Source organism: Bacillus sp. SH7-1 (genome assembly GCF_008042405.1).
Taxonomy (GTDB): Bacteria; Bacillota; Bacilli; order Bacillales; family Bacillaceae_G; genus Bacillus_A; species Bacillus_A thuringiensis_N.
Genome location: NZ_QNUD01000012.1, coordinates 16,529 through 38,131 on the forward strand (window position 1 = coordinate 16,529; position 21,603 = coordinate 38,131).

Genomic DNA, 21,603 nt, shown 5'->3' on the forward strand with positions numbered 1-21,603 from the left:
CATTTTTAATTAACTGTTAATTTTAAAGAATATTCTGAAAAAATAACTTAAACTATGAAACTAATACACGTTATCACAATGGAATTCTCAAGTAGCTCTCTCCCGCGATAACATGTTCATTTATATCGCTAAATGATTAATATCCCCAAATGTCTACTTCAGCTGCAGAAGCCAATCCATTTTGTCCGTTTGTCACTTCTATTTTCACGTATTTCGCAGTAACAGGATTAAATGTTGCCGTTTTCTTATCACTATTATTTTCCCATGTTCCCGAGGATACTTTGTCATACTTAACGCCATCTATACTCGTATAAATATTGTAGTTTAAAATACGGCCATTTTCCGAACCATCTTGTCTTGGCAGATAGTCTACTTTTGAGATCGTTTGATTTTTATCAAGCTCCAATGTTAAATTGTATGGATATTGATTTGCTGTCCAACCGCTATGCCACATTGTATCTGTTTTTCCATCAATCGCCTTACTCGCTGAACCGGTTGATTCTTCACTATTTGCACTTGCTTTCATGGTGTTTTTAGGCAATAAATATGGTTTAACAGATGTAACATCAGTCAAAATATCTACTTCAGCTGCAGAAGCCAACCCATTCTGTCCATTCGTTACTTCTACTTTCACATATTTCGCAGTAACAGGATTAAATGTTGCCGTTTTCTTATCACTATTATTTTCCCATGTTCCCGAGGATACTTTGTCATACTTAACGCCATCTACACTCGTATAAATATTGTAATTTAAAATACGGCCATTTTCCGAACTATCTTGTCTTGGCAGATATGCTACTTGTGTAATAGTTTTCGTTTCACCAAGATCTAACGTCAAATTATATGGATATTGATTTGCTGTCCAACTGCTATGCCACATTGTATCTGTTTTTCCATCAATTGCTTTACTCGCTGAACCAGTTGATTCCTCACTATTTGCACTTGCTTTCATTATATTTTTCGACAATGTAGCTAGTGGTTTTACAGGTTTAGAGTCAGTTGCTTCCCAGATAGGGGCAATTAATGTCGGGTTATTCAAAGCTTCGATTTTTTGTCTTGTTTCTTGCGTTGCTTTCAGTCCCCACTGATCAAAGAATGGAAGTACATTTTGTTTCGCTACTTTGGATGTATTGTAAATAAAGGCTTGTATTTTATCTGCATCTGTTTTTGGAAGTTGATCCTCTGGTAACTCTCGATATAGTTTGTGAAGATTTGCATAGAATTCTTCACCATATGCTAAATAAAGTTGCCAAAGCATAACTATTTTTATATCCGCATCTCTAAGTTTTGTATAATCTTTATCTGTTTGTTTTAAATATTGAAAGGCTTGATCGTAACGATTACTACCTTCTAAAAGTGATGGTTGATTAGGGTATATTTCTTTATATGCGGCCGCAGTATACAGGTTAACAGTAACTTCACCCATTCCGCATCCGCCTGTCTCCTCTTCCCACCATGTCCATGGTTGTTGTTGCCTCGCGTGTCCATATTCATGCATCTGCCCTGGTCCAATCTTATTTACATCTAAAGTTTCTTTAATTGTTGCACCAACGAATGCTGCTCCATCAAAAGTTGCATATAAGCCCCAAGATTCTCTAGGATTCTCAAAAGCAGCCCACATACGTTGTGTTGGCCGATGTAACGGATTAGGATCTGTTTCAGATAACCCTGATATTTTATCTTGTGCTCCAATCAGTTTGTCGTATGCTTCCAATAATGGAACTGGATCTTGATTCACTATATACTTATTAGCACTATCTTGTGTAACTGTAAGTACTGCTTTCTTTGATTTTAGTTGTACAGCATGAGCATCTGGATATTTTTTCATCATTGCAATCCAGTCTTCTTTCGTATGCTTCCCTAATTCAAAGAATGGAACAGGGCTTCCACCTTGTGTAATTTTGACCTTAACTGTTCCTGTGTTTTGATGATTATCAAGCCCTAATAACCCACCGTTTGGAGAAGATATCTTATTCGTACCAGGAGAAAGTTCGATTTCTTTTCCCCATTCTTTATCATAGCCATGTGTCCCAATAATCGCTCTAATATTTTTCGTTCCCGATACTTCAATTGTAACCTCTTCATTCGGTTTTATATAAATTCCTGTTGGCATATAATTTTTTTGTTGACTTCTTCGCTCTCTTTTCGCTTCATCCCAATAACTCCCTGTAGCTGGAAGATCAAACTCTCTCTGTTCATATTGATTTACAGTTTGTGCGGCAACTGTTTCAGCGTGTACACTTAAATTATTTGTCATAATAGGTGTAAATAACGTAGTTGCCAAAATAGCGGATGTTGCAAGCACCTTTATTGGTTTTTGTAATCTACGATTCTTCCTTTTGTTCATATGGAGCACCCTTTCTTCTTGAATTTTACGTTAAAGCGCTTTCGATAAATTAATGAAATCAAATATGACTTCTGATATATTCCCAATATTTTTAATCGGCAGCTCCATGTACACAATATAAAAGCCTCCATAGAGCACATATCAGTTATCATCTGTTGTTCGGAGTTATAATTCATGGTTATTAAACATTGCCAAGAACATAAACTTCTGCCTGTTTAAAAATATGATACTTTGCTAATTCTAGATTTTTAAAATAAATTTACTGATTATTCTGAAAATAAATTCGACATAATGTTACTTGAAAATTTATGATACTTTTATTAGTTTTTTCTCCCTTCTTAGTGAACTACCAATTACACCTTTATTAAAACATTAAATCTTTTGTGCGTAAATAGTAGAATTTTGTCGGATTTTTTTAAGTATCTTAATTATTTAATATGTGTTCAAATGAAAATACTATATGTATATAAAGTTATCTTTGAATATCCAAACATTAATCTTAATAGTTATTACTTGATATATACGGTTTTAAATAAAATCTATTCAAAATTCAATTAATTTAAAGTGAATTTTGAATAATTTACTCATACTCTGCATATCAGTTTCTGTTATTTCAGTATGCAAAATTGCATGTTTTAACAAAGATTAAAATAAGATACGCTCTTTTGAATTACTCACCACTTAATTTTACAACATATTATATAAATAAAGGGATTAATAAGTAGAGAATTCTCAACTAAAGTGTATATGAAAGTCTTAACTTGATAGCAATTTGGTTCTAACCCTAGTTGATAAATAGATCAACAAAAAAGAACCCAATTAATAGGTTCTCTTTTGTTGCTTATTATTTTTGTGCTAAAATACGTTCAACCTCATCAATGCCTAATTTACTGGCTTTAGCAATCGTTTCAATTGGTACACCAAGTTCATGCATCCCTTTAATCATCTGTATTTTCCCTTGCTGAACCCCTTCTTGAATTCCTTCTTTTTTTCCCTCATTACGAGCATGAGCAAACTTTGCAGCCTCATCCATTAAGGCCTTTTCTCTTGCTTCATATGCTTGACGGAAAGAAGAATCTTGACTCATATGTTCCCACTTATTCATTGCTTTTTGTAAAATTGGATCTTGGTTCATGGCAATGTCCTCCAATGTTTGTGTGAGATACTCATCTTCATTCGCTGGTAATAATAATAACCAACGAACAAACGAATCTTCCCACGGATTAACTTTCTCTTCACGCCATTGCTGTAGTAACTTTGGAATCTCTACAATATGAACTTCTATATCGTCACTTAATAACTTTTGTTGTTGCTGATTCCAAAGGATTCCTGTTGTATGAAATGCTTCATATTCTGGAAACATTACAAAGTTTAATAAGTTTATGGTAATCGTTTTATGAAGTGAGCTATAAGGCATTCCTTTTTGCAATTGAGAGGTGTATAACCTTCCCCAATAATACAAGCTTCGTTTGATCATATCATGATTGTTATTCAATTGTATTTCTACATTTACCTTTGTTCCTGTATTTAATGTAGCCGAAATATCTAAAATTGATAATTTATCTTCTTCGTATTCGCGATGCAAATGTGGATCTTCTAATTGTAGGGCAACAATAGGTGATTCCAAAGAATCTTTTAATATGGCATTTAAAAAGGCAACTAAAATATCTTCATTCCCATTTGTGCCAAATAACTGCTTAAATGCAAAATCGATACGTAAGTTTACTAACGAATTGGACATGGTTTTCCTCTTCCTGTTTTAGACTATATCTTTACCTTTATTGTACATAAAACCAAAGCTAATATGCAAACAATCCCCTTTGATTTATATATGGATTTAAGTCTTTTCTTAAAGGTGTACCGCCACATCACTATCAATCTAACAAAATAAAATACCCCTTAAAATAAAAAAACGCTTTCCTTCCGTAAACTTATAGGAAAGATAGCGTTCTTTTACACTTGGGGGTAAAGTAAATTCTTAAGTTGATGGGCATGTATGCTCATCCCTATAATGTCTTTTTTACAAACAAAATAAAAATCAACAGACTAATAAACCCAGATACCGCACAAACAATAAATAACATTTGATATCCCATGAGTTGTGAAACAAACCCTAGAATGATTGATCCTAAACCAATCCCTAAATCAAAAGCAGTGAAAAATGTAGCGTTTGCTACGCCCCTTTTCTCTGGTGGAGCTAAACGTATAGTTACTACTTGAAGAGCGGGTTGGGCCGATCCAAATCCAATTCCATACAAAATAGCTGTTATTACGAGTCCAACAAGACCTTTTGTCATTGCTAGGACTAATAGTGCAATTATCATTATAAAAAGCGCAGGAACAATAATGATCCCTTCTCCGCGCTTATCGGATATTCTCCCTGCAATCGGTCTAATTACTATAAGTGTGACAGCATAAACTAAGAAAAAAGTACCAGCGTTCACTTGAATCTTTGCCGCAAACAGTGGTAAAAATGTTGTAATGCCACCAAAAGTAAGGGATAAGAAAAATGTCACATTAGCGATTGGTAAAACCGTTTTTTCAAAAAATGAAATTGGTTGTTTTGAGGTATGCTGAACGGCTGAAATTTTTGTACCAAGCGCAAGTATGAATGCAATAAGTGCTAATGCTGTGCATAGTAGAAATAAATAATGAAATGAAAATGATTTTGCTACCCAAAGACCTACTATTGGTCCTAAAGCCATACCTAAAGTCATTGCAAGTCCGTACCATCCCATTCCTTCTCCGCGACGAGATGGTGGAATCACATCAGTCACAGCTGTTCCAATCGAAGTTGTAGCAACCGCCCAGCCGATTCCATGAAGGATACGTAATACCACTAAAAATATAACTCCTGTTACCCAATCATAAAAATACATTGTAATTGCAAAAAATAGCAGTCCGCTTATTATAAATACTCGTCGCCCATATCGATCCATCAATCCTCCAACAATAGGACGAAAAATAACTGCCGATATGGTAAACACGCCAATAATAAATCCAACTTGAGATTCACTTCCACCTAATTGTTTGATAAACATAGGCAATGTTGGCATTAGTAGATAAAAACCACTAAATAGTAATAATGCTGTAATTGTCAGCATGATATAGTTTTTTGTCCATAAACGTTCCATTGTAATATAATCCTGCTTTCTATCGTTGAATAAGTTTGAAAATAAAAAACTCGCATCAATTAGGTTCTTACTTCTCCAAAATAGCAAGATAAGCAAATAAAAAAGCAGTACCACCGCTATAGAATTGTTGGTACTGCCATATTGAGTGACGAGTGTTTTGTTAATTAGAACGTAGTTGCTACTTTAACTGCCTTTTCAAGCCCTGCAGAAATAATTTCTTCTGCTTTATCTGGGAATTGGTTGTGGCCTTCAATCACGACTTTCTCCATATCTTTTACACCGAAGAAGCCCATCATACTTGCTACATATTTAACAGCCATTTCTACTTCAGCTTTTGGTCCTTCAGAATATACACCGCCACTTGCGTTTAATAATGCAATTTTCTTATCTCCAATAAGACCTTCTGGACCTTCTGGCGTATATTTAAATGTTTTTCCTGCGCGGTTTAAGTAATCAATATATGTGTGCAGTACAGCTGGGATTGTTAAATTCCATAACGGGAAACCAAAGACTACTTTATCAGCTGCAAGGAATTGATCTAAATATTTATCAGCAACAGCTACTGCTTTTGCTTCTTCTGCTGTTAAGTCAAATCCTCTACTTGCTTTAAATGTGCCGTTAATCATATCTACTCCTACATATGGTAATTCTTCCTTGTATAAATCAAGTTCTATCACTGTATCATTTGGATGTGATTCTTTATAGCTTGCTAAAAAAGCCTCATATAATTTCACACTAACCGCCTGATCTGCTGGACGATTGTTTGCTTTTACAAATAAAACTGTTGTCATTCTCTTTTCCTCCTGTTACTCTTCTCACGTTGTTATATTTTTAAAGGGATTATATTGTCTTTATAATGTCTTTTTAAAACTGCACTCCATTTCTCCACCTAGCGCTTCAGCTGTATCACCAGTTTCTCTGAAATCATGTGTATGAATTAGTTCAAACTGACCAAAATCTGTTTGTTTATAAAATTCATAGCAAGGAAATCCATCATGTTTACCTTCAATATCAATAGTACCGTCTTTTTTAACATGCACAGTTAAAAGATAGTCAACAGCAGGTGCATTTATATTTAATGGGTTGCTAGCACTTGCACTCATTTGAAACTTGACGTCATTAGTACTCCATTCAATATCAGTGCATACAATACTTTCTGTACTAGCTTTTCCTGTTCTTTTATGAACGGAACCATCTGGAGTTGTAACTCTTTCCGTTGTTATACCCGTATTTCCATATGTGAAAATTTCTTTTTTGTGAAAATCTACAACTACTTCTTGTTCAACTCTAGAACGCATAGCATTTACAGCATAAGGGGTAAATTCACGTGAATCACCTTCGAACTCGATTAAGTCTCCCGTTTGATTAGATCCAGTCCAACCTATTGAAACCCAAGACATTGGGATAAATACACTTGCTCTAATCTTAACGATATCAGCCATGAGAAACACCTCTGTAATTTTATTTTTAAGTAATACAAAACATTGACTCATTGAGCAAAACAGGTCACAATTTTTTAGGACAATCAATTGTTTTACGTTTAATACTCGCTACCGATTGTTAAGTATGATCCTTTTTTGATTTGTATTTATATTTAAATTGTCTTTTTAAAACTGTATTCCATCTCTCCAGCTAGCGCTTTTGGAGTATCACCAGTTTTTCTGTAATCGTGTGTATAGATTAATTCAAATCGTCCGAAGTCTGTTTGCTTATAAAATTCATAGCAAGGGAACCCATCATGTTTACCTTCAATATGCAAAGCTCCACTTTTGCTAACACGTATAGTTAATAAATAGTCAGCTGCAGGTGCTGCTGCATCTAAAGGGTTGCTGGCACTGGCCTTCATTTCAAAAGAAACCTCATCAGCGCTCCACACAACATTCGTACATACAATGTTTTCTGTACCTGTTTTTCCTTTTTGATGCTCAATAGAACCATCTGGATTTGTAATTTTTACAGTTGTAATACAAGCATCTGCAAATGTGAAAATTTCTTTTTTATAAAAATCAATAATCACTTCTTGCTCTAATCTTGAGCGCATCGTGTTTACGGCGTATGGTGTAAATTCACGTGCATCACCAGTATATTCTAAGATCCTTCCTGTTGCAGAATCCTTAATAGGTTCTAAGCAAGCATACGGAGCAAATACACTTCCTCTAATTTTTACAATATTAGCCATGAGAAACCTCCATAATGTATTAATTTTATTTCGGTGAATCCTATTTCTTTTATATTTTAAATATAGTCAATGGAGTTGACTACAATCTGTATAGTACAATAGGATTTGAATTTAGTCAACTGTATTGACTTCATTTGAGAAGGTTTTATATATGAATCATCAAATACTGAGTGAGTTCAATCTTATATTACTTTTGCCATTATTCATTCTCACCTTTCTGATTTTAATAGGATAGAAAATAAACCGACATAACCAGAAAAAATAACTAAGTTACAAATAGTAACTTAAATGATTAATTTAGTCATTATTTTTGTGTTGTATTTATATTCTCTTTTCTAAAAAAACGTCTATATGGGTTCGTATTTTAAAAATTATTTCTATTAATTTTTTGATGTAAGTAAAAAATTAAATCCTTATTTTATATGATTTTAAGGTGTGTTTATATAATTAGGAAACTATTTATTTACTAGCCAATAAAAAATAATCAGAAGGTAAATAAAATAGTAAAAATAGTTGACTATTTTATTTACCTTGGTTACTATAGTGGCATAAAGTGTTTTTGGTTACTATTAGTAACCTTTATTAACGCAAGCAAATAAGACACTTTACAAATACATTGAGAGTTGAAAATACAATACAAAACATCAAGGAAGAAGGAATAATCACATGAATACATTTAATCTTTCCAATGACGGATCTATTCAAACAAATTTGAAAGGGAAAAATCTACTTGCTCAACCTTTCTTAAATAAAGGATTAGCATTCACAAATAAAGAGCGTAAAGATCTTGGCTTAGAAGGGATATTGCCCCCAACAGTTTTATCATTAGAAGAACAAGTTAAACGTGCTTATTTACAATTTAAAGAACAACCTAATAACTTACGGAAAAATGTTTGGTTAAACGATTTATCTAATCGCAATACCGTATTATTCTATCGATTGCTAACAAATCATCTTAGTGAAATGTTACCTATCATTTACACTCCGACTGTTGGACAAGCCATTCAAGAGTATAGTCATGAATATCATCGTCCAGACGGTGTTTATCTTTCTATTAATGATATGGGTGGAATTGAAAAAGCATTTGCAAATAGTGGATTTAAAGCAGAGGATATTGATTTAATTGTAGCTACAGATTCTGAAAGTATTCTTGGTATTGGTGATTGGGGAGCAAATGGAATCAATATTTCTGTTGGTAAATTGGCTGTTTACACGGCAGCAGCTGGAATCGATCCCAGTCGTGTGTTGCCTGTTGTATTAGATGTAGGGACAAGCAACGAAGAGTTGTTACAAGATCCTTTTTATATTGGAAATCGACATGAACGAGTTCGAGGCGAAAAATACGACGAATTTATTGATGCCTATGTTGAAAAAGCATTAGAAATGTTCCCAAATGCTTTATTACATTGGGAAGACTTCGGTAATGTCAATGCTCGCAACATTATTGAGAAATACGGAGATAAGATTTTAACATTTAATGATGACATAGAAGGTACTGGAGCTATTACATTAGCAGCTATCCTTTCTGCTGTTCAAGTTACTGATGTCCCATTACGAGAGCAGCGAGTAGTGGTATTTGGACCAGGAGCTGCAGGGATTGGTAATGCTGATCAAATTCATGATGCGATGGTGTTTGATGGTCTTTCGAAAGAAGAAGCATATAGTAGATTTTGGGCTGTTGATTACCGAGGACTTTTAACAGACGATATGGATGGTATTTTAAACTTCCAAAAACCTTACTTACAAAAAACGGAAGAAGTAAAAGGTTGGGCGCGTGATGAATCCGGTAAAATAACTCTTCTAGAAGTGATTAAACAAGTAAAACCTACTATTCTGATTGGAACATCAGGTGTAAAGGGAGCCTTCTCAGAAGAAATCGTAAAAGAAATGGCCAAGCATGTGGAACGCCCAGTCATTATGCCAATGTCAAACCCAACGCCATTAGCAGAGGCAACTCCGCAAGATTTACTTACTTGGACAGAGGGAAAAGCACTAATTGCAACAGGAAGTCCATTTGAGCCCGTTTCTTATAAAGGTACCGTATACGAAATTGGTCAATCTAACAATGCATTTGTATTCCCTGGTTTAGGACTTGGTGCAATTGTCGTAAAAGCAAAAGTGATTACAAGTGGTATGTTTACTGCTGTTGCAAATGCTGTAACTGATATGACTGATAGTCGTAAAGCTGGTGCTTCATTACTTCCAAGTACAAAGGACTTGCGTTCTGTTTCTATAGCAGTAGCAATTCAAGTTGCTAAAGCAGCTATTCAAGATGGCGTGGCTCAACAGGTTCCAGAAGATGTTGAACAAGCTGTAAAAGATGCTATGTGGCATCCAACTTATAAATCAATCAAATCTAGTGAAAATTCGGAGATAACTATGTAGGTTTAAATGAATGCCTATCACCTTGATAGGCATCGGTATTTACCGGAAATTATTCACTATGAAGTTAAATCGTAATTTAGATATGTATTATGGAGGATTTTAAAATGGAAACTAGTCAAATCTTTATTATTTTAACACCTATTTTCTTTACCATCCTATTAGGATATTTAGCTGGATATTTTAAAAAATTTGATGCGACGACATCAAAAGGATTAAATACATTAGTAACTAAATTTGCATTACCAGCCCATCTGTTTGTGGGGATTACAACAACCCCTAAGCAAACATTAATTGAAAAATGGCCATTTTTACTTGCCTTAGTTATTGGTATTGTAGGCTTTTATATTGTTTTCCTATTAATTGCTAAATACGTATTTAAGTTTTCATTAACAAAAGCATCAATGTTTTCTTTAAACTCAGCCCAACCAACTTTTGCATTTATGGGGACTCCGGTTTTAGGGAGTTTGTTTGGAGCAAGTGTGGCCGCGCTTCCAATTGCTATTACAGGAATCGTTGTGAATGCCATACTAGATCCATTAGCTACTATTATTGGTGCAGTGGGTCAACGTCAGAATGAAGAGACCGACGAGAAAGAAGGTCTTTTGAAAGTAACTGTTAAATCAATTTTACATGGTCTTTCAGAGCCGCTAGCATGTGTTCCTTTAATTGGGGTTATTCTTGTGCTATGCGGGTTCCAGTCACCACATTTATTAGAGAAGAGTTTAGAGCAAATTGGTGGTATTACATCGGGTGCAGCGTTATTTGCTGTTGGGGTTACAATCGGAATTCGTAAAGTTCAATTTAGCCCAACTGCATTTGGGATTTCAATTCTTAAAGTAGTCGTTCAACCACTTATCATGCTTGGAATTGCACATGCAATAGGATTATCTTCAGATGACGTAACAAAGTTAGTTTTATTAGTAGCATTCCCAGGATCTTCAGTAGCTGCTATGATTTCGTTGAAATTTGACAGTCTAGCAGGTGAGACAGCCTCTTCCTTCTTTATTAGTGCGCTTATGTCTCTTGTTACCCTGCCCTTCTTCATTTCTTGGTTGATGTAAATAAAGTTACTGTCAATCAATTGAGGTTGTAAAGTCCTTAAAATTCCCCTCAGACGCTTGAAGGGTACCCTATAAAATGGAAAGTTTAATAAAAAGGCCTTAAAAAATCAAGCGCTTAAGAGATGGTCTCGGTATTCTACCGGGGCCATCTCTTTTAGTATCCGCTGATAACGGTTATAATTATAGTCCTAAAATGATTCGAGTAAACAACTGAAAATTATTTTGGTGGATTAAGTTGATATACACAATACTATAGTGCTAGATACTATTGTGGGATAAATTAGATACAAGGTAAGTGAAGAAAAGCCTAGGAGAGTTTTTATTAAACACAGTATTGTTACTATAATAAATATAATTAGCAATACTGTGTTTTTAGATTGAAATATTTAAAAATATTTAGCAACTTCTTTAGCTCTAATAATAGCTTTTTTCTTAATCTCTTCGGCCTGTTCTGGAAATTTGTTATGTCCCTCGACAAATATCCCTTCAAAGAAAGAGGTTCCAAAGAATTCCATCATAACTTCTAAATACCGATGGCCCATCTCCTTACGCGCTTCTGGTCCTTCAGAGTAAATATCACCACGTGCTTGAATGTGCAATGCTTTTTTACCTGTTAATAATCCTACCGATCCTTCTTTTGTATACTTAAATGTTTTTCCTGATACAGCCACAGCGTCAAGATATGTTTTTAAAATGGCTGGAATAGAAAAATTCCACATTGGAGTGACGAATACATACTTGTCAGCTAATAGAAATTGTCCGCCTAATTCAGCTAGACGTCCTACTTTTGATATTTCAATAGGTGTTAATTCATGTAAAGGAATTCCAGATCTAAGTTTCTCCCAACCATTAAATACATCAGCATCAAGATATGGAATATCCGCTTTGTATAAATCAAGATGAACAACTTCATCATAGGGATTTAATTCTTTATAGGACTTAATAAATTCTTTTCCAACTGTCAAACTGTATGATTCGGTATTATCAAATGGATGCGCTGTAATATAAAGAAGATTTGCCATTTGTTTCTTCCTACCTTTCTAAAATGAGGTCAGCTATTACTTTAATATGAAACAGTGTAATTTTTTTAATATGAATTGTCTACTTATTAAATGTATTGACTATATTTTTTAGGAGATTGCACTTTGTCTATTCTTAATATTTGTTTGATTTTTGTATTTGTAAGAACCTTTATATTTACTCTTTTATCCAACTTTCAGCCCATTGACTAATTGGTCCAAGAATTTTCCCTAATTCTGTTCCTTTTTTTGTTAGTAAATACTCTATTCGTACAGGGCGTTCCGTGCTCACATGTCGCACTACCATATCGTTATCCTCAAGTTCTTTCATTCTTTCTGTAAGCATACGTTTACTTAAATCTGGAATCATTGAATGAATTTCACTAAAACGTTTAGGACCACTCATTAGTACATAAATAATTAATCCTGTCCACCTTTTCCCTATTAATTCAAAGCTTTTTTCTATTTTAGGTCCTATGTCTCGTTTTTCATCCATCTTTCATACCTCCGTATAGATGATTTGTAATCTTTTATTCCCCGTGTATTTATTGTAATCACATAAATTATATCAAATAAATAAAACAATTCCTTTATTTTGGTAGGAAATTATAATTAATTGGATATTTAAAGTAACCTGTATATTTTTGTAATGAGGAAAATTTTTTGAAAAAATCGATATTTTTATCATGTTATTTCTTATTTAATATGTAATTTTACTAAGTTTTTATGTGAATAAATATTTCTTGATGTTGTAAGTGAGGCATATTACTTTCATAACAAAAACAACATAGTTAACTTGATGGATTATGTTATTCGTAGTACAATGAATCAAAAAGTCAACTTAATTGACTTTTAAGGAGGTCTTATGTATGAATCATCAAGTATTTAGTGAATTAGATCTTACATCCCTTTTGTCATTATCCTTTAGTACATCGATTAATGAACTACATGACAGATTGAGTGAATTGGGATTTGGAGATATTAGACCTATACATGGTTTTATGTTTAAATACATCACCCCTAATGGAGCGACAGGTATAGAACTAGCTGAATATTTAGGAATTACAAAGCAAGCTGTAAGTAAAATGGTGGATTATCTTGAGAAAAGTGGTTATGTAATGCGTAAAACTCATCCCACTGATAAGAGAGGGAAAATTATTGTTTTGACTGAACGGGGTTGGTTAGTAGTGCAAGCAAAAGAGAAGATACTAACTGAGATTGAAGAGCGCTGGATTGAAAACATAGGTGCTGAACGAATGCAAATGCTCAAGGAAGATTTAACAAAATTAGTTTATGAAGCAAATGAAAGTAATTCACCATTGAAGTTTAGACCTGTCTGGTAAATATAAATTTTATAAAGAAGATTAACTGTACGTCTATTAACAGTTTAAGAAACAGACAATCCTCCAAACGATAAAAGTGAAAGTAAGATTTTTCTATTTAAATGGAAACAAACTTTTCGTTATGGTGGGTTTCAAAATATTAATTTGATGGGTATGGAGTAATTTCGCCTAAAAGATTGTTTGTGGAAATAAAAACCCTAACCAAGATGTTATTGCCTAAACATATAATGCTTTAAAGCCAATATAACACTGTAGGGTGTATGTTGGTTTTTCATTTTTTGTTATACTTGTTATTTTTGCTTTTGTGGGCTTTAAGACTTTAATCTGATGATTATAGGTTAGAATTTCTTTAGCGTAGAAAAAGCAACCTTGATTTTCTAGAAAATGTATTAGCGTGGGTTTTTTCCGATTATCTTAACTCCAAAGTGACAATCATTGTTAAATCAATGGTTGTCACTTTGTTTACATGTATTCAATGTAGTTTTAAGTTGTTTAATTAACTCTGTTCGAGGAAAATTTATACTAATCCGGATTTATAAACCAAAAACTAGTCAATAACACGAAAATAAAGTGTTAGATTGTTTTTTGGTTTATTGCATTATCGATCCCCGTGAGCGGAACAAAAAAGGTTTGAGTCTCTTTGTCCGGCTGCTTTCGACCAGCTGTCCCGACAGTCGGATTCACATCGGCAAGTTCGTCGGCACACACAGCCCCCGCCATCAGCGGACGCAAGCTGCCATCTCCCAGCAAATTTTCGGCTTCCGGTAGCGGTGCATGTCCGTTTCCGTCAACACGTTGATCGCCCATCCGTCAAACAACCGACGCATATCTGCTTCGTCAAAAAAACGTTTCCGCCGCCCCTCATGCTCGTAATAACGGGGTTCCAATTCGATGCCCTGACCGGCACCGTAATGAACATCGCACGTGGAATTCAAGCGGGCTAGCAGCAATCCGCCAGTGCCGACAACTCTCGCAATTTCGCTAACAATAGAAACAGTATCGTCCCAGTGAAAATAATGCAGGGACAAATCCGCGACAACCGCCCTCGCGCTACCATCCGGAAACGGCAATCCTCCTGTCATATCGAATAGGTTTGTTTCAACGCCTGGCACATATTTGCGTATAATCGCCAACGACTCAGAGGAGAAGTCGCAGGCGATGACCCGATAACCTCGTTCTGTTAAAAACAAAGAGTCGCTGCCATATCCGCAGCCAAGATCAATGACCGGTCCATCTTGGGCCAATTCTAGCATCGGCTCGTATTTTTCCAGCCAAAAATCTACTTGCGGCTTGCCGAGATTCACATCGGCAAACACCTCGTTCCAATGTTCAGCTTCTGAACGTCTCGTCATGGTCAGAACCTCACTTTCTGCGGAGAAGAGCGTAATAATTAGATGCTTGCTATCATTTTGACAAAAGGAACGCTTCCTTCTTTTCGGTGTACAATGAATTAGAACTGTTATTAGTAACTGACTAAAATTTAACTTTTTACACTAATTTCCATTTACTGTAAAAATAAATCAATTGAAAGAGCACTATAACAACAGAAACAAAAGTAATAAGCAAAAAAGTAGTTAATTCTAGTTGTACAGAAGATAATATAAATAAAGCTAAAGCAACTAAAGGGATTGAAAAAACAGAATTATAAAAACGTTTTTTATGTATTGAATTATACTTTCTAGTTTCACACGTATTATTAACCACTAATGAATCACCTCAATATTTTTAATCGTGTGTAAGTTTATTGTAAAGATGGAAAAGTAATGCATATAAATATATTATCATACAATCCCTTTATTCGTCTAAAATTTCTGATTATTAAAATGTTTCAAGGATGATAAATTCTCTTTATTGATACCTAAAGCTATTTAAAATGAAATATTGGGTTCTGTTACAAAGATTCTCAAAAACCGTTAAACTCTAAAAAAAAGTCATGAGGAGAATACTGCGTAGGATATTATTTTGGTTATTTTTGGTTTGATAACTGAAAATTAAAACTCTCCAAACGAGAAAGATTGGTAATTTGCCAACCTTTCTTGTTTACTATCAATCAATTTAAAAAAAGAAAAATTTTCGTTTAGGGGCTACTTTAAAATCTTAAGTTAATGGGCATGTGGCGTTACCCCATCGCTATCAAGCTAATAGTTTTAATTACCCCCATAACGAAAATTTTATACATCGTTAACTATTGATAATGATAGGTTATGTTAATAAAAATTGTATGGGTGATATATCATAAGTATTTGTATTTCAAGTTATAAATTGTTATGATAAACTGGTTAATTTAGGGAAATAAAGGAGGAGAAATATGGATTTAATCAAAGAAGTGACTTTATTAAGATATCAATTTAGACTTATGCAAAGTATGATCCAGTCAGATGAATTCCCATTTTATAGATTTGTTATAGATCATGAATTTGAAGAAGAACAAGTAAATGCCTTAAGAAAAATTTTAATTGCATTTCATGATCGATTAACTAGAGAAGAAGTTTCGATTTTTGCCCAAAACGATCATTTATTTTCTAAATTTAAACTTCCTTTAGATATGCTATACAGCCCAGAAAAGCCTAATTTAGATGAGTTTAAACTATATATCACGAAGATTTTTTATCAAGAATTTGAATTGAAATACTTATTATTAAGTTTAAAAAAACAATGTATTTTTGTGAATGTCTGTGATTATCTTTTAGAGCAATTAAAAATGAGTAATAACGTTTGATTATATAGATATATAAAGGTGGCATAAATAATTATTAAACGGCTATTTGGTACCGCTACATCGCTATAAAACTAAAGTTTTGCACTATCCATAAAGCAAAAAAGGCGTTATCCTTTCTATCTATATTTCTACAAAAAGAATAGCGTTTTTTGGGAATTATAGATATAAATTCATCTTAGATTGATGTCCCTACTATAAATTAAATAAAGAACTTACCCTCAACCACTTTTTTACCAGTACCACCTATATAAAGTTCTATATCTTTTTCTTTTTTGGATATAAACAATTCTATTAAACAAGGCATTTTTACAATCGTACCTTGCTCAGCTCGAAGGTGAATACACTTTTGCTTATTATAATAATTATTGGCAAGATATGCTCCAACAGCAGCGTTTCCCATTCCACAAGCAGGATCTTCCATGCCTTCCCTAGGGCATAGATTTCTAGTGTGGAAATCAAAATCCTCTCCATAAGTATCAAATGTGAATATTTGTACTTCGCGAACACCCAAGTTCTCACACAACTCTTGTAACAATTGAATATCGCGTTTAACTGACATTAATGCATTTAAAGAATTTACTGCTATCACTAAATATTTCACGCCTAAATCAATCGTTTGAATTGGAAGATTGAAAGCAATATCTGCTTCATTAATTCCCAAAGTATTGGCTATTGTCTTTTTGTTTATTATTGGTGAAATGAACTTAGGAGAGCTTTGCTTCATTTTTACAAGCACTTGATTTCTAACATTTTCAATAACAACTTCACGTATTCCATTTTGAGTTTCAATTTGATATATATTTTTTTTACTGAGATCAATCTTCTTGGAATTTACTAGTGCCATAAATGCTGCGATTGTTGGATGTCCAGCAAGCGATACTTCTTTATTAGGAGTAAAATAACGAAATAGAAAATCCGCATTATAAGAGGGATATACAAATACTGTCTCCACAAGATTTATCTGTTTAGCGATGTTTTGCAAAGTATTATTATCTAAACCACTGGGTTCAAAAAAAACAGCTGCAGGATTTCCAGTCAAATTTTCACCAGAAAAGCTATTGATTACCATAAATTCTTTTTCCAACTTAATTCTATACCTCCAATATTCAATCTATGTAACTAATTTTAATATAAACTAATTCCTATTTTAATGGTTTAAATTCTTGTAAATAATTTTCTAACCTTGCGTGTACTAGTAGGATTAAAAAATTTTCGTTTTGGGGGTGCTCTAAAATTTTAGCTTGATGGCGATGGAGTAGCACCAACAAAACGCGAATTTCGTACGCTAGGCAAATTTCCATAGAAAAAAAGCCGTTTACTCTAAGTTTAGAGAGATAATCGGCTTTTTCTTTGTAAATCAAAAAAATAAAATCATATGAAACCTATAAATATATATTATTACATAAAATATGATTCTTAGTATTCTATAATCAATTAATCCTCATCATACAAATTATCTACAGATTCTTGTAAAGAATCTAATAGATAGTCGCTGAAGTTTTCATAAGTAATGGTATACAGTTCCTTTGAAAAACGACTCCAAAAAACAACAGGGCACTCGCCATCTTTCATTTGATTGGTATCTAAACATGTCACAGTACCATCGATATCATTTAAAACAATGTATTGTTCAGGAAGGTTATATGTTTCTCTATATAACTTGGTGTGGTAAACAACGGAAGAATCCACAGCTGTTGTCTCACAACCATGGATATCCATACCATCCAGTCCGCCGCTACCGTACTGTTTTAAAAACCAATGATAGCTGTCTGGGAAATTAATGTTTAGCATTTGTGTTGCTTCTCGAATTGTATCTTCATTTATCCCTCCCATAAAATCGCCATTTTTTTCATATTTGGTAATGATTGAAATAATCTTGTCATTCATCTTTTTATTTCCCTTCTATATGTTCTCGCGTTCTCATTTTCCAATAGTTGTTTCTAAAATTATTATACTGTTTATGTTTATATAGCTCTTTGTCGTTTCTAAAACTTTCTCCTGATTCTACTAAACCATGTAATGCTTTAGTAAATTCATCATGTTTATTGGCTGGTATTTCAACCATTGCTCCAGGTTCTTTTTGCGTTAAATAATGCAACTCAATTTTGTAGCTATCCTGTTGTAAAAGGTACCCCGCCATCTAAAGCTAGTTGAAGATTCGACTTTCCGCTTTTATTAACGGATGGTGGGGCGACGTAATCCCAATCTATATTTTTTCATACGGTAAACCCCATCTCTATCAAGCTAAGCTCATACAACATCAATCATAGTAGAGGTTGCTTCTTTTTTCTAAAGGTTACGTGTAGGGAATTTAAAGATTTGCATACGAAATAAACCCTAACGGGTTTCATTTTTTTGAATTAAGCCGCTTGATTATCAGACTCCCGAAATGATATGGTGACCCCCATTTATCGATCAATATCAATGGTTAATTAAAGAGATGACTTCACTAATTATAAATTTTTAATAAACTAGTAAAAATTTTATAAAATATAATAAGAATATATAAAATAGCTCTTAATCTACTTGTAATTGATTATTTTAAATTTAGCCCTATTGTATTACCTTATTGAATAAAACCTCTTATAAAGGAATTTGAAAGGGCGTTTTTAAGTTATAAAAATTAATTTTCAGATTTTATATAAATAACAGGAAAAAGAATCCGTTTTATGGAGCCTTTTTCCTGTTGTTATTTTAACTTAATGTAATCTGTATTGTCCTGATAATTGTTCTTCCGCCATTCGAACTAAGCGCTTTGTAATTTCTCCACCGACAGATCCATTTGCACGTGATGATGTATCAGGTCCAAGTGTGACTCCTAATTCACGGGCAATTTCATACTTCATTTGTTCAATGGCACTTGCAGCAGCAGAAATAAGAATTTCATTTGTATTACTTTCGTGTCTTTGAATATTCATAGTTGCACCTCCACTATATTTGTATATAACATGTGCTTAATTATAATATTTATACGTAAACTATTTTCTTCTATTGTTTTTAGGAGAACTCTTTTTCATTCTCTCTTTACCATATTCCACTAACTAAATTTGAAACACATCTGGATCCTGAATTCCTAACACATTCATTTCTTCTCTAAATGGACGCCAGGGCTCTACCTTTATTGATTTTTCTTGGCCATTTCGTAATGTGTAGATTCTTGAGTACTCTATAATTAACCCTCCTCACATGTAAAATAATCTAAATTGCACTTCAGTATAACAATAAAACCGCCTGTAAGGACGGTTTCTCTTTGCGTTATTTTTTTATAGCTCCACGTTTTCTTATTTTCTCTTTAATATATCTTATGTTACGTATGCCTAAACGGATTGAAGCGAAGAAAAGGCAAATCATTATAACGACGTAGATTACTAATCAACTCGTATAAATAAATGTACCTTGAAATCCATTTTCGGTAAGCCGATGAGTCACCCACATTCCACCAAAGTAAGCTGGGATTGTTAGCAAGCTTACATCTTTAGGATTTGTCGCAAGATAAATTATTAAAAATAGAAAAGCGAGTGCCCCTATCGTACTAACATTTTCAAGAATTATTTTCAAAAACCACCTACTTTATAATTTATATTATATCAATAATTCGCTACCTTACTCCCCTATTGCCCCTGTATTCTTGATTACTGCTGCTTCTTTCTGCTGTCATATAACGATTTCCCTACCATGATGAGAAATATAATAAAAATAGTTATATAAGGATTATCAAAAACTAGGAAATATACGCTAACTGCAACCATAAATGCTAAAATTAAATATCCCAATTCTCCCACCTCTTGACCCAAAAATATATTCATACTTTTAATTCTTATTTAAGCTTTTAAAGCCTGTTTTCCTATTTTAAAAAGGCTCTTTTATTTTCAAAAACCTCCAAATTCAACAGTAAGACTCCCACCCAAAAATAGGCAGTAGCAATGAAATTAGATAGGAAAATATCTAATTTTAAAAGTCAGTTTGCTTCAACTATTAATCATTGAGGGATTGGCTCTCTCCACTGACAGAGCCAATCGCACGTACTAATGTATCTATTCCAAGTGTAGCCCCTAATTTACAAGCTGTCACTAAACTTAACTACAAAAGTACTTTGATTGAATGTATTTTTTTATCAATAGAATCGAATCACTTTCTTATTGTTTTTTCATACCAATAAAACCCTTGTTAATTATATAAAAAACACATAATAAAATTAGGTTCTTATATTAAAATCTCAGATCAACATATCCGCAAATGAAGTCCCCACATTATTCTTTCTTTTCATATGTTTCTCTAAATAGATTTTTGTTGTTTGGATATTTTCGTGACCCAGTGTTTGCATTAAATGATATAGATCCGCATTTCCTTGTTCAACTGCCATGATTGCAAATGCATGACGAAATGTATGTGCCGTTACAGGATTTTCACGATACTTTAGAAAATCTAAATGTGTCTTTTTTATCATATCTGTTACCTGATTTGATAACGTTTTCGGATTATAAAAATTCCCTCTTTGATTTAAGAATAAAGGACATTCATCTCCCTGATCCAATATAGTTTGGAATCCTCTTCTCCGTCTCATTTCGCTAATACATTGGAATAAATGCTCAGGAATGAAAAGTTCACGTGCTTTATCTCCTTTTCCTGTGACTTTTAACCAATACTTTCCGTCATAATGTAAGTCTTTTACTCTCGCGGTACACAATTCTTGAATTCTTGCACCAGTACTGGCTAGAGCTAGTAAAATTGTATAGTTTACTAAATGCCCTTGTTCTTTATAAAACCCTAAAATTTTCATTACTTCATCATAGGATAGGTCCCGATTTGGCCGATCCTGTTCATTTACATTAGCGCGCTGCAGTTCCTCATGAAGAGGCTTCTCAATATATGAAAAAACATGAAGATGTTTTAAAAAAGAACGAATGAGTACTGTTTTCTTCGCAAGTGTTGCGACCGCGTACGTATCTCCTTTTCTACCGTTCTCTACCTGCTTCAACCAAGCATTATATTTACGAATATGCCAAGGTTGCAATGTTTTTAATAAAGAGTCGTTTTGCTGTACCTCTTCCCCATTCAATTCGAATTCCTCTGCGTGCTGCACCATGCACTGACAAAATGACAAGATTTCGGACACATAACTCTTTTTCGTATCCTCTTTTCTATTCTTCTTTTCATCCATATCTTTTTGTAAATGCACAAAATGATAAATGACTTCTATATCACTTAAATACGTATATTTACTCTTTCCCTCTTTTTCTGCAACCTCCATCTTCTCTTCCACTTTATCTACATAACGATTGTTATGCAGAAATGGAATGATACCACTTATATTCTCTACATATGTATTCATATACTTACTTTTATTGTTTATAATAGGTACATTTTCTTTTGTATTGTTATTACCCATAATTCGAATTCACCTCTCCTATTGAAG

General features: G+C 33.6%; 19 protein-coding genes and 1 pseudogene. 4 read left to right on the forward strand and 16 right to left on the reverse strand.

The features are described 5' to 3' along the window. Positions 1-136: 136 nt before the first annotated feature. From DN390_RS13050 to DN390_RS13075, 6 genes are all read right to left on the reverse strand, one after another. On the reverse strand, positions 137-2,347 hold the full coding sequence (locus DN390_RS13050; RefSeq protein WP_147807488.1) for a discoidin domain-containing protein: 2,211 nt from the start codon (positions 2,345-2,347) through the stop codon (positions 137-139). Positions 2,348-3,191: 844 nt separating this feature from the next. Next, positions 3,192-4,088, reverse strand: coding sequence for an Rpn family recombination-promoting nuclease/putative transposase (locus tag DN390_RS13055; RefSeq protein ID WP_147807489.1), 897 nt, complete (start codon positions 4,086-4,088; stop codon positions 3,192-3,194). A gap of 265 nt (positions 4,089-4,353) precedes the next feature. Further along, positions 4,354-5,595, reverse strand: a complete 1,242-nt coding sequence (locus tag DN390_RS13060; RefSeq protein WP_255443946.1) for an MFS transporter — start codon at positions 5,593-5,595, stop codon at positions 4,354-4,356. A gap of 50 nt (positions 5,596-5,645) precedes the next feature. Next, positions 5,646-6,272 carry an FMN-dependent NADH-azoreductase gene (locus DN390_RS13065; protein ID WP_147807491.1) on the reverse strand — a complete coding sequence of 209 codons (627 nt, stop codon included), beginning with the start codon at positions 6,270-6,272 and terminating at the stop codon, positions 5,646-5,648. A 60-nt stretch (positions 6,273-6,332) separates the two neighbouring features. Then, positions 6,333-6,923 (reverse strand): DUF3238 domain-containing protein, encoded by a 591-nt coding sequence (locus tag DN390_RS13070; RefSeq protein ID WP_147807492.1) that lies wholly within the window; start codon positions 6,921-6,923, stop codon positions 6,333-6,335. A 152-nt stretch (positions 6,924-7,075) separates the two neighbouring features. After that, the gene (locus DN390_RS13075) at positions 7,076-7,660 is read right to left on the reverse strand and encodes a DUF3238 domain-containing protein (protein WP_147807493.1); all 585 of its coding nucleotides are present in this window, start codon (positions 7,658-7,660) and stop codon (positions 7,076-7,078) included. 666 nt (positions 7,661-8,326) lie between these two features. Here DN390_RS13075 and DN390_RS13080 point away from each other — a divergent pair. After that, the gene (locus DN390_RS13080; RefSeq protein WP_147807494.1) at positions 8,327-10,045 is read left to right on the forward strand and encodes an NAD-dependent malic enzyme; all 1,719 of its coding nucleotides are present in this window, start codon (positions 8,327-8,329) and stop codon (positions 10,043-10,045) included. Between the two features lie 104 nt (positions 10,046-10,149). Then, entirely contained in the window at positions 10,150-11,106 is a 957-nt protein-coding gene (locus DN390_RS13085) for an AEC family transporter (RefSeq protein ID WP_147807495.1), read from the forward strand. 386 nt (positions 11,107-11,492) lie between these two features. Here DN390_RS13085 and DN390_RS13095 read toward each other — a convergent pair whose 3' ends face one another. After that, positions 11,493-12,128, reverse strand: a complete 636-nt coding sequence (locus DN390_RS13095) for an FMN-dependent NADH-azoreductase (RefSeq protein WP_147807496.1) — start codon at positions 12,126-12,128, stop codon at positions 11,493-11,495. Between the two features lie 175 nt (positions 12,129-12,303). Next, positions 12,304-12,621 carry a winged helix-turn-helix transcriptional regulator gene (locus tag DN390_RS13100; protein WP_147807497.1) on the reverse strand — a complete coding sequence of 106 codons (318 nt, stop codon included), beginning with the start codon at positions 12,619-12,621 and terminating at the stop codon, positions 12,304-12,306. 373 nt (positions 12,622-12,994) lie between these two features. On the opposite strand from DN390_RS13100, the gene DN390_RS13105 reads away from it, so the two are divergent. Then, on the forward strand, positions 12,995-13,468 hold the full coding sequence (locus tag DN390_RS13105; protein WP_147807498.1) for a MarR family winged helix-turn-helix transcriptional regulator: 474 nt from the start codon (positions 12,995-12,997) through the stop codon (positions 13,466-13,468). Between the two features lie 573 nt (positions 13,469-14,041). Here the strand turns inward: DN390_RS13105 and DN390_RS30635 are convergent. Together DN390_RS30635 and DN390_RS13110 are read right to left on the reverse strand one after the other, a co-directional pair. Continuing rightward, positions 14,042-14,200: a hypothetical protein gene (locus tag DN390_RS30635; RefSeq protein WP_170833709.1), complete on the reverse strand. Its 159-nt coding sequence runs from the start codon at positions 14,198-14,200 to the stop codon at positions 14,042-14,044. Further along, a complete protein-coding gene (locus DN390_RS13110) occupies positions 14,188-14,820 on the reverse strand; it encodes a class I SAM-dependent methyltransferase (protein WP_170833710.1) in 633 nt (210 codons plus the stop codon). Before DN390_RS13110 ends, DN390_RS30635 begins: the two co-directional genes overlap by 13 nt. Before the next feature lie 956 nt (positions 14,821-15,776). Between DN390_RS13110 and DN390_RS13115 the strand changes: the two genes are divergently transcribed. Continuing rightward, entirely contained in the window at positions 15,777-16,187 is a 411-nt protein-coding gene (locus DN390_RS13115) for a DUF1878 family protein (RefSeq protein WP_147807499.1), read from the forward strand. 199 nt (positions 16,188-16,386) lie between these two features. Here DN390_RS13115 and DN390_RS13120 read toward each other — a convergent pair whose 3' ends face one another. The 6 genes and pseudogenes from DN390_RS13120 to DN390_RS13155 form a co-directional block, all read right to left on the reverse strand. After that, positions 16,387-17,271 carry a PhzF family phenazine biosynthesis protein gene (locus tag DN390_RS13120; RefSeq protein ID WP_147807500.1) on the reverse strand — a complete coding sequence of 295 codons (885 nt, stop codon included), beginning with the start codon at positions 17,269-17,271 and terminating at the stop codon, positions 16,387-16,389. Positions 17,272-17,621: 350 nt separating this feature from the next. Continuing rightward, positions 17,622-18,074 carry an SMI1/KNR4 family protein gene (locus DN390_RS13130; RefSeq protein WP_147807502.1) on the reverse strand — a complete coding sequence of 151 codons (453 nt, stop codon included), beginning with the start codon at positions 18,072-18,074 and terminating at the stop codon, positions 17,622-17,624. A 4-nt stretch (positions 18,075-18,078) separates the two neighbouring features. Further along, complete coding sequence (locus DN390_RS13135) at positions 18,079-18,327, reverse strand: HNH/ENDO VII family nuclease (protein WP_147807503.1); 249 nt, start codon at positions 18,325-18,327, stop codon at positions 18,079-18,081. A gap of 559 nt (positions 18,328-18,886) precedes the next feature. Beyond that, positions 18,887-19,105 carry an alpha/beta-type small acid-soluble spore protein gene (locus DN390_RS13145; protein WP_002161812.1) on the reverse strand — a complete coding sequence of 73 codons (219 nt, stop codon included), beginning with the start codon at positions 19,103-19,105 and terminating at the stop codon, positions 18,887-18,889. Positions 19,106-19,442: 337 nt separating this feature from the next. Continuing rightward, positions 19,443-19,739 (reverse strand): annotated as a pseudogene (locus DN390_RS31620) (hypothetical protein). Positions 19,740-20,403: 664 nt separating this feature from the next. Continuing rightward, positions 20,404-21,576 (reverse strand): tyrosine-type recombinase/integrase, encoded by a 1,173-nt coding sequence (locus tag DN390_RS13155; RefSeq protein WP_147807504.1) that lies wholly within the window; start codon positions 21,574-21,576, stop codon positions 20,404-20,406. Positions 21,577-21,603: the final 27 nt, after the last annotated feature.